The following is a 278-nucleotide window of genomic DNA, read 5'->3' as shown; positions in this document are numbered from 1 at the left end:
AAAACGTTAATTAAATGGCACTGAATGGTACTGCTACCATTCTTTTTTTACTTTTGAAAACTCTTGATAAATACAATGTATCTATCAGAATTTTATTATCAGCTTTTCCAAATTTTTAAAGAGCATATTAATTAGTTATCCCAAAGGGACAAGCACTAATTAACAATCATCTGTGTGGACACTACGAACAAATAAGTTCTAAATCGTATAAGGAGGTGATCCAGCCCCAGGTTCCCCTAGGGCTACCTTGTTACGACTTCACCCCAGTCATGAATCAC

General features: G+C 35.3%; 1 rRNA gene. It reads right to left on the bottom strand.

What is annotated here, in order from left to right:
• Positions 1–208: 208 nt before the first annotated feature.
• Positions 209–278 (bottom strand): 16S ribosomal RNA (locus H5119_RS20255); the annotation flags it as partial.

The sequence above is a fragment of the Pseudoalteromonas sp. SG45-5 genome, from assembly GCF_014164085.1.
GTDB lineage: Bacteria > Pseudomonadota > Gammaproteobacteria > Enterobacterales > Alteromonadaceae > Pseudoalteromonas > Pseudoalteromonas aliena.
This window is presented reverse-complemented; position numbering and strand designations above follow the sequence as displayed.